At 61.9% G+C, this 8,809-nt stretch carries 8 protein-coding genes and 1 pseudogene; 6 read left to right on the top strand and 3 right to left on the bottom strand.

Going from position 1 to position 8,809, the window contains the following annotated elements:
• The coding region (locus CIK76_RS19685; RefSeq protein ID WP_217990431.1) for a hypothetical protein at positions 1-257 on the top strand (257 nt) is incomplete at its 5' end.
• Between the two features lie 17 nt (positions 258-274).
• Here CIK76_RS19685 and CIK76_RS17305 read toward each other — a convergent pair.
• The 3 genes from CIK76_RS17305 to CIK76_RS17295 all read right to left on the bottom strand — a co-directional run bounded on the left by CIK76_RS17305 (position 275) and on the right by CIK76_RS17295 (position 3,731).
• On the bottom strand, positions 275-1,099 hold the full coding sequence (locus CIK76_RS17305) for a carbonic anhydrase (protein WP_096255417.1): 825 nt from the start codon (positions 1,097-1,099) through the stop codon (positions 275-277).
• A gap of 208 nt (positions 1,100-1,307) precedes the next feature.
• Positions 1,308-2,525 (bottom strand): MFS transporter, encoded by a 1,218-nt coding sequence (locus tag CIK76_RS17300; RefSeq protein WP_343252150.1) that lies wholly within the window; start codon positions 2,523-2,525, stop codon positions 1,308-1,310.
• A gap of 6 nt (positions 2,526-2,531) precedes the next feature.
• Entirely contained in the window at positions 2,532-3,731 is a 1,200-nt protein-coding gene (locus CIK76_RS17295; RefSeq protein WP_176484294.1) for an ROK family protein, read from the bottom strand.
• Between the two features lie 96 nt (positions 3,732-3,827).
• On the opposite strand from CIK76_RS17295, the gene CIK76_RS20000 reads away from it, so the two are divergent.
• The 5 genes and pseudogenes from CIK76_RS20000 to CIK76_RS17275 all read left to right on the top strand — a co-directional run bounded on the left by CIK76_RS20000 (position 3,828) and on the right by CIK76_RS17275 (position 8,641).
• Complete coding sequence (locus tag CIK76_RS20000) at positions 3,828-4,136, top strand: hypothetical protein (protein ID WP_343252149.1); 309 nt, start codon at positions 3,828-3,830, stop codon at positions 4,134-4,136.
• 15 nt (positions 4,137-4,151) lie between these two features.
• Positions 4,152-5,102: pseudogene (locus CIK76_RS17290) on the top strand (extracellular solute-binding protein); the annotation flags it as partial.
• A 17-nt stretch (positions 5,103-5,119) separates the two neighbouring features.
• Positions 5,120-6,046: a sugar ABC transporter permease gene (locus CIK76_RS17285; RefSeq protein WP_096288758.1), complete on the top strand. Its 927-nt coding sequence runs from the start codon at positions 5,120-5,122 to the stop codon at positions 6,044-6,046.
• Positions 6,043-6,918: a carbohydrate ABC transporter permease gene (locus CIK76_RS17280; protein WP_096255409.1), complete on the top strand. Its 876-nt coding sequence runs from the start codon at positions 6,043-6,045 to the stop codon at positions 6,916-6,918. The genes CIK76_RS17285 and CIK76_RS17280 overlap by 4 nt, the downstream gene beginning before the upstream one ends.
• A 61-nt stretch (positions 6,919-6,979) precedes the next feature.
• Positions 6,980-8,641: a glycoside hydrolase family 13 protein gene (locus CIK76_RS17275; protein WP_096288756.1), complete on the top strand. Its 1,662-nt coding sequence runs from the start codon at positions 6,980-6,982 to the stop codon at positions 8,639-8,641.
• Positions 8,642-8,809 lie beyond the last annotated feature (168 nt).

The raw sequence follows: 8,809 nt of genomic DNA, 5'->3' as shown, positions 1-8,809 counted from the left end.
CTCTCAATTCTGAAGAGCCCTTTAATGCCAAGAACGGCAGAGAACGAAGATTCCGTTCCGATCTTGCGTTTCACGGTGCCCTCCGCGGCTTCGGCGCCGGGCGTTGCTTAGCTCACGGACTAAGGAAAACGCAGGCTGCGGTGTCAACATCGCGTTCACCCAAGAATTACGGGTCAGTTTCGGCCCGGAAGATTATCCGGGTGACCTATTGTTCCAAACTTGTCATCGACAGTATTGGACAATATAAGGAAGTATAAGTTTCTGCTATATAGCCTTATATCTTCTCATTTTTAGTCAAGTTCCAGTCAACCAACCCGGTCTGCAGATCATAGACGGCCGCAATGACTTCGGTGCGCCCGGCGTTAACCGCCGCACGGATGATCTCCGAGCGTTCAACAAGCGCGGCGGCGACCGCGACGGTATTCATCCGGACCACGTTGTTGATGTGTTCTGACTTGTCCGGCACCGGTTCCGCCTCACGCGCCGCCGGCGCGATCTCGCTGATGAAATCGATCATTTCTCCCGGGGCCTTCGGTGACTTTGCGTTCTTCTCGAGGGCTTCGACCGTGCCGGTCACCGCTCCGCAGGCGGTGTGCCCGAGGATCACGATGACCGGGACCTCATAGGGGCTGCTGACCGCAAACTCCATGCTCCCCACGAGGGTGTCGTCGAGTACCGCACCTGCCGTTCGCGTGACAAAGAGGTCGCCAATCCCTTGGTCGAAGACGAGCTCGGGGGCAACCCGAGAATCAACGCATCCGTGGACCAAGGCCCATGGTTCTTGGTGCTCTGCAAGGTCGCTTCGCAGCTGGCTTGTTTGGTTCGGGTGCTTTGGCCTGCCTTCGGCGAATCTGCTGTTGCCGGTCTTGAGCATTTCAAGGGCTTGGCCGGGTGTACTAGGTGCCTTGGCGGCGGCCGGGGCGTGATCGCCTACCGGGTTCGGAGCCGTCGCGGAATTCTGCGGCGATGTGCAGGCTGCAAGGCCGGCCAGGGCAAGTACTCCACCCGCCGCCGAAAAGAATCGGCGCCTGTTCAGCTGAACCGGATCTTCCTGTTTGGAAGACGCTGTGCCGGCTACGGAGTTGGCGGATTTAGACATGTGTTATCCCCTCGGCACGCTCTGGCCAACCCCACCCGGATAAGTCGAGCCAGCACCGACCATGCTCTCGATGTGGTGAGTTAGATCGGTTTCCGTTCTAAATAGTGACTTGTATTCTACGGTGGCCTAATTGATTCATTAAAAATGAGGTGTCATATTTCGCCGGCATCGAACCAAGATGACGTCCGAGGGGTGTGCGGGCCGTGAATTAAAGTTGCTGGCGCGGTGCTTTTGCCCGCAGCACCGGCGAGCACAACAGCACGATGACGCCCACCAGCGGGACGAGCAACAGCCCGGCTCGAAGCCCCCAGCCCTCGGCAACAAATCCAACCAGCGGCGGCGAGATCAGGAATCCCAGACGCATCAGCCACGAGACCACGCTCAACCCGGTGCCTGGGGCAAGGCCCGGCAGCCTGTCTGCGTGTTCCATCGCGGCCGGAACCAGGGTCGCCACGCCAAATCCGGCAGCCGCGAAACCCAGCACGCTTCCCGGCACCGACGGGAAGGCGAGCGCCAACCCCATGCCGAGGATGAGGCAGACGGCACCCATTTGGGCGACCAAACGCTGTCCGAAGCGGTCAACCATGCCGTCGCCAAGAATTCGACCCACAAACTGGGCGCCGACGAGCGAAATATAGCCAAGGGCCGCGAAAGAGGCCGAAGTCCCCAGCGAATCGGCAAGATACAGCGCGGCCCAGGAGTTGCCCGCGTCCTCCGTCATGACCCCCGCGGTGGAAATCAGCACCAACGCGACCATGATCCACAGGGTGTGGTTGCGCGCCGTGCGCGCGGTGCCCGGGGAGGGATCGGCAGGGCGGTCCTCGGATACCTCTTCGAGTCCGGCTTGCGGTTTTCCCATGGGAAGGCAGAATTTGAGGGCGGTCAAGGCGACGACCGCGAATATCAGCAGCGAGATGCCCAAGTGCACGCTCAGCGACAGGTTCAACGCCATGGCTCCGGCGGCCATGGAACCGCCAAGGACGGCGCCCACCGACCACAATGCATGGAAAGAATTGAGGATCGAGCGTCCATAGCGTCGCTGCACAAGGAGCCCGTGGGAATTCTGTGCCACATCGGTGATGGCATCCATTGCGCCGCCGAACAGGAAGCCCGTGGCGAGCAGCGCAAGGCTCGGGGCCGAGCCGGCGCCGAGCAGCGCAGCTCCGGTGAGCATGGTTCCGGCCACGGCCACAAGCGCCGAGCCAAAGCGGCGAATGAGCCAGCCGGACGCCAGGCCGGCAATGATTGCGCCTACCGGCCAGGCGATCACCAGAAAACCGTAGGCCGCTTCGCCCAGCCCGAAAGTGTCCTTCAGCTCGGGAAGGCGCGGCGCCATATTTGCGAACAGCGCACCATTGGTCAGAAACAAGGCCGATACCGCGCCGCGCGCCCGGCGGTCGGCGCTATCGATGGAGGTCGGGGCCACCGAAATTCATCGCTTCTGCGTTTCGAAGGGCGCGGTTGCCCGGACCAATTCGATGCCGCGCGAGATGGCCCCTTGCAATGCCACCTCCGCGCCCAGCTCGGAAACTGCCAACTGCACACAGGTAAGCTCTGGTTCCCTGGCTAATTCACGGTCGGCGATATCGATTACCGGCTGCAGGATTCCCGCCATGGCACCCGAGAGAATGACCTTCTGCAGCCCGGCGAATCCGGAAATCACGGCCACGACCTTTGCCAGCCGACGCCCGAGCGATTCCAGGATTTCCAGTGCCAACGGATCTTGCTGCGCGGCCGCTTGGAAAACATCCTCGGCGCGCACCAGTTCGGCGGGAATCCGCCGAAGCGAGCTTTCGGCCCCGCCTGCCAGTGCATGCCTCGCTTGTTCTCGTGCGAGGTAGCCAAGCCCCAGCGCATCGCCCACCCCGGTGACATGCGAAAGGAAGCGCATCTCTCCGGCTAGCCCGTGGGTTCCGCGCAACAGGTGCCCGTCGATGACCACTCCGGCACCGAATCGTTCGCCGACCATCAGCGCGGCGAAGGAATCGGATTCTTCGAGTCCAAGTTCCGCCACCGCCGCCAGGTTCGCGTCGTTTTCAACCGAGAACAGGTGGGTATATTCCGCCAGCTGCGCACGCCAGTCCGGGTTCATCGCGGCCCAGAAGCCATCGGCCACCTTTGGCGAAAAACCACCGGAATCCACCGGAGCGGGGACCCCGATAACCAGGGCGCCGAGCTTTTGAACTCCGTGCTTCTCCAGGGTTCCGCGAAGAAGTTCCTCGGTGATGCGAAGCCGTTCTTCCCCGCATGCTCCCGGCTCCACGCTCAGGGACCGGCGTTCAATCTCCTTGCCGCGCAGGTCGGCGAGCGCCAGCGAGATCCGGTGTTGGCCGGCGTCGATTCCGGCGACTACCGATTTGGCGGCGTCGAGTTCATAGCGCAGGGCCGGACGGCCTTTCGAGTATGCTCCGGCGGCACGGGTGTCCTCCGCTTCACGCAGCCAGCCGGTGGCCACGAGCTCTTTTGCCTGGTTCAGCACGGTTGCCCGGGTGAGCGAGGTGAGCTCGATGAGCTCGCTGGCGGTCACCAGCCCGCGATCCCAGGTCGCCTTGAGGACCTTTTGGGTATTCAGGCGTCGCATGGAGGTGGCGCCGGGTTCCGTCGCGGAATGCTGGTTGCTGGAATCGGTCATTGATTTCACCATTTGAGTATAGACGGATATTTATTTAGATGCTAAATTTACTGAGAAAATAAAGTGACCCACTTCATTCGACCGTCGGAGATACCCATGAACATAGGATCTACCACGCTGCCCAGAGCCCTGTCCCGCAGAACATTCATCTCGTCTTTGGCAGCCGCAGGGACCCTGATGCTCGCGGGCTGCGGCGCTACCAGCACTCGCACCTCGATTCGATTCAACCAGTCAAAGCCGGAGGTCGTCCCCTACTTCCGCGACCTGCTCAGCGAGTTCAACGGCGCACAATCTTCCATATCCGCGGTCCACGAAGTGACGGCCGGACTCTCGGCGGCCTTTGCCCGCAACGACCCGCCGGATCTTGGCTGCTTGAACTACAACTACGAGATGGCACGCTTCTAGGAACGCGGCGCGCTATCGGACCTTTCGGATCTGCCCCAGGTCCAGATGAACGCTCCCTTCGTCAACGAACTGCTCGCACTCTATCCGGATTACCCGGGGCGCACCTCGGTGCTGCCCTACTCGATGATGGGTGCCGCCGTCCTGTACAACAAGGATATTTTCGCCAAGCACAAGCTGGCCATCCCGCAGCGCTACTCGGAATTCGTGGCGTTATGCGAAGAGCTCGTAGACCTGAAGGTCACCCCGATCTACTCCACCTTCAAGGACGCGTGGACCGCATCCCAGGGACTGGCGGACTACACCCTGGGCGGAGCCGTGGACATCAACAAATTCTTCGCCGCGCTGCGAAGCGTCGGCGCGGATTTCACTCCCGGCTCCGAACTGTCCTTCTCCCAGGCCTTCACCGACCCGCTGCTGCGCATGCAGGAACTGGCCAAGTTCTCCAATAAGGATGCGGCGAACCGCGGCTACGGCGACGGCAACCTCGCCTTCGCCAACGGCCAAGCGGCCATGTACCTCCAAGGCCCCTGGGCACTGCCCGAAATCTCCAAGACCAACCCCAACGCCAATATCGGCACCTTCCCGCTGCCCATGACCGAGGATCCGGACGATCTGAAGGTCCGCGTCAATATCGACCTGGCGCTCTGGATCCCGGAACAGTCCGAGCACCAGGATGAAGCGCGCGAACTGCTCGAATTCCTCTGCCGGCCCGAAGTCCAGAACCCCTATAACGAGATGGCCCTCGGTTTCGGAGTGCGCTCGGACTCCCCTCCGGCCAAGGACAAACGCCTGGTGCAGCTGCAGCCCTATATCGATCGCGGCAAGGTCTTCCAGGGAGTTTCCACCGCCATCCCGCGCACCATCCCCTTCGAGAACTACATGCAGGGCCTCGTGACCGGAAGCAGCGTAGAACAGACGTTGGCCACCCTCGACGCGGACTGGGCTCGACTAGCCCAGCGCGGCTAGTCAGCTAAGGACGAATCATGGCTCTGACGACCTCAATCAAACCCACGCCCGAAGCTCAACCCGCCGCGCCTGCGCGCCCGCCACGGCGCCGGCGCATCGAATGGACCTATCTGGCATTCCTGCTCCCCGCGCTGATCTGCTTCACCATCGCCATTACGGTTCCCGCATTGATGGGCATATTCTTCAGCTTCACCGACTCGGTCGGCTTCGGCGACTACCAGATCATCGGCCTGACCAACTACCTGGCCCTGTTCACCGACCCGGCCATCATCGGCGCCTACGGCTTCACCCTTGGTTTCGCATTCATCACCGTGATCATCACCAACCTCATCGCCTTTCTGCTCGCCATCGGGCTGACCGCGCAGATCCGTGCGCGGGTCGCGCTACGGGCCATCTTCGTGATGCCCATGGTCATTTCGGGCATCGTGATCGCCTACGTTTTCAATTTCGTCTTCTCCAACACCTTGCCGGCCTTCGGAGAAACCATCGGATTGGACTTCTTGAAGTCCTCAATTCTGGCCAACCCCGACTACGCCTGGATCTCCATCGTGATCGTCACCGCCTGGCAGGCGATCCCGTCGGCCATGCTGATCTACATAGCCGGGCTGATGGCGATTCCCTATGACCTCTACGAGGCTTCCTCGCTCGATGGAGCCAGCGCCTTCGGGCAGCTCAAGGCGGTGACCTTGCCGCTCATGGTGGGGTACATCGGAATCAACATGATCATTGGCTTCAAGAACTTCCTCGGTGCCTATGACATCATCGTCGGCCTGACCAATGGCGGACCGGGAGTAGCCACACGCTCCATCGCCATGACCATCTTCACCGGATTTGAACGCGGCGATTACGCCTACCAGATGGCCAACGCCACCGTCTTTTTCCTCATTTCGCTGATGATCGCGCTGCTCCAGCTGCGCCTGACAAGTAAGGGAGTGGCCAAATGAGCGTTACCCTCCAGCAACGGCTGAACAAGCGTTCCCGCGCACGGATTGGACGCGAACGCATCAATTGGTGGGCCACCGGAGCGCTAATGGCCTGCGCCCTCACTGTGCTCATCCCCTTGTTCGTGACCGTTTCCATGGCGTTCAAGTCGGCCGCTCAAGCGGTTGACGGGAAAGCCTTCTCGCTCCCGCGCCCGTTCTCCATCGAGGGTTTCACCGCGGCCTGGGAGCTGGTCAATTTCCCCCGCGCCTTCACCATCTCGCTGCTGATCACCCTGGCCACGGTGCTCGGCGGAGTGATGCTCGCTTCCATGGCTTCCTATGCGATTCACCGCAACTGGCATAAGCGCCTCTACCGGCTCAGCTTCTACTACCTGCTGGCCGCGATGTTCCTCCCGTTTCCGGTGCTCGCGCTCTCCCAGGTGAAGCTCACCGGACTCTTCGGGCTGGATAACCCGGTAGGCGTAGCCATTCTGCACGTGATGTTCGGGCTGTCTTTCAACGTCCTGCTCTTCACCGCCTTCCTGCGCGGCCTGCCCGGAGAGCTGGAGGAAAGCGCCCGCATCGACGGCGCAGGCACCTGGACCACCTACTGGCGGATCATCTTCCCGCTGATGGCGCCGATGAGTGCCACCGTGGCGATCTTCGCGTTTCTGGCCTCATGGAATGACTTCATGATGCCTTCGCTGATCATTGCCGAACAGGCCGACCAGACCCTGCCGGTAGTCCAGCAGCTTTTCCAGACCCAGTTCTCAAATAACTACAACGTCTCCTTCGCCTCCTACCTGATGGCGATGGCGCCAAGCATCGTGGCCTACCTGTTCACCCAACGCTGGGTCATGTCCGGGCTCACCCAAGGGGCGGTGAAATCCTAAGCCGCCCCTCCCCTGAACCATCTACATTTAGAAGCAGACAACTTTTCCGGAAGGAAGCAAGATGACCTTGCAAGATACGCAGAACTCCGCCGGCCTTTCGCCGGATGCCAACTGGTGGCGCCAGGCCGCTGTCTATCAGATTTACCCGCGCAGCTTCGCCGACGCAAACGGCGACGGCCTAGGCGACCTGCCCGGCATCACCTCCAAGGTCCCCTACCTGAAGGAGCTCGGAATCGATGCCGTCTGGCTCTCCCCGTTCTACCCCTCGGCCCTCGCCGACGGCGGCTACGACGTGGACAACTACCGCGATGTTGATCCCCGCCTGGGCACGCTGGAGGATTTTGACCGGATGGCCGCTGCGCTGCACGCTGCAGGCATTCGGGTCATTGTGGATATCGTGCCGAATCATTCCTCGGACCGCCACGAGTGGTTCAAGGCGGCGCTCGCCGCACCGAAGGGATCGGCCGAGCGCGAGCGCTATATTTTCCGTGACGGCCTGGGCCAGGATGGCGAACTGCCGCCGGCCGATTGGGAATCCTTGTTCGGCGGACCGGGTTGGACCGCCGTGGGCGACGGCCAATGTTACCTGCATCTTTTCGCCAAGGAACAGCCGGACTTCAATTGGTCCAATGAAGAAGTCCGCGCAGACTTCCGCAAGACCTTGAGATTCTGGTCCGACCGCGGGGTGGATGGCTTCCGCGTGGATGTGGCCCACGCGCTGACCAAGGACATCCCGTTGACCGAGCTGCCGGATAAGGCACAACTCGACGCCCACCCATGGGACGGCACCCATCCGATCTGGGATCGCGACGAGGTGCATGAGGTCTACGCCGAATGGCGTGAGGTCTTCAACGAATACGAGCCACCGCGCATTGCGGTCGCCGAAGCGTGGACCAATGCCGACCGCCGTCCTGCCTACGCCCGGGCCACCGGGTTGGGCCAAGCGTTCAACTTCGATCTGCTGCAGGCGGACTTCGACGCCGAGGCGTTCAAGAAGATCATCTCCTTCAACCTCGCTCAGGCTTCCGCCGCCGGCTCGTCGACCACGTGGGTGTACTCGAACCACGATGTGGTTCGCCACGCCACCCGCTATGGGCTGGAAGCAACCGGCGATCCGGACGCGGCGAAGACTTGGCTGCTGCAGGGTGCGGATCCGGCCCGGGTGGATGTGGAGCTGGGGCTGCGCCGCGCTCGCGCGGCGACCCTGCTGGAGCTGGCGCTGCCCGGCAGCGCTTACCTGTACCAGGGCGAGGAGCTGGGGCTTCCCGAGGTCACCGGCATTCCGGATGAACAGCGCCAGGATCCCGCATTTTTCAGGAATAAGGCAGTGGAAGTCGGCCGTGACGGGTGCCGCGTCCCGCTGCCCTGGGAAACGAGCGGTTCCTCCTTCGGGTTCGGCTCCGGCGAAGCGCATCTGCCGCAGCCAAAGGATTTTGGCCGGTACGCGGTAGCGGCACAGTCCGGGGTCGAGGGCTCGACGCTGGAACTCTACCGCGAGGCATTGAAGCTGCGCCGCGAGCTGCAAAGCGACGAATCGCTCTCCTGGCTGGCTACCGAGTCCGGCACGCTCGGCTTTTCCCGGCCGAATGGTTGGGTGAGCTTCACCAACTTCACCGCGCAGGCTCAGCAGCTGCCGGCCGGTGAAGTCCTGCTGGCGAGCGGTCCGCTGGATGCAGCAGGCCAGCTTCCCGCGGCAACCACCGTGTGGTTGCGCCAGCGCTAAACGAGGAGCTTTCCGGCAAATCCGCGGGCCGGGCCGAATGCGCAAGCATTTGGCCCGGCCCGCAGCCTTCTCCCCGCACTGGCTAAAGTGACCCTTGACACAGCTCGTATTTCCGACTTGACTGAGAGTCAATCAATCGATTGATTGACTCTCAGTCTTTGGGCGAAA

Source organism: Glutamicibacter sp. BW80, assembly GCF_002332385.1.
Lineage (GTDB): Bacteria > Actinomycetota > Actinomycetes > Actinomycetales > Micrococcaceae > Glutamicibacter.
Note: the sequence above shows the minus strand (reverse complement) of the source record. Positions and strands in the feature narration are given on the sequence as shown.

Bases quoted from the DNA above. Each gene is read 5' to 3' on its own strand.
- CIK76_RS17285 (WP_096288758.1), top strand. From the start codon at position 5,120: ATGGCTCTGACGACCTCAATCAAACCCACGCCCGAAGCTCAACCCGCC.
- CIK76_RS17295 (WP_176484294.1), bottom strand. From the start codon at position 3,731: ATGACCGATTCCAGCAACCAGCATTCCGCGACGGAACCCGGCGCCACC.
- CIK76_RS20000 (WP_343252149.1), top strand. From the start codon at position 3,828: ATGAACATAGGATCTACCACGCTGCCCAGAGCCCTGTCCCGCAGAACA.
- CIK76_RS17275 (WP_096288756.1), top strand. From the start codon at position 6,980: ATGACCTTGCAAGATACGCAGAACTCCGCCGGCCTTTCGCCGGATGCC.
- CIK76_RS17280 (WP_096255409.1), top strand. From the start codon at position 6,043: ATGAGCGTTACCCTCCAGCAACGGCTGAACAAGCGTTCCCGCGCACGG.
- CIK76_RS17305 (WP_096255417.1), bottom strand. From the start codon at position 1,099: ATGTCTAAATCCGCCAACTCCGTAGCCGGCACAGCGTCTTCCAAACAG.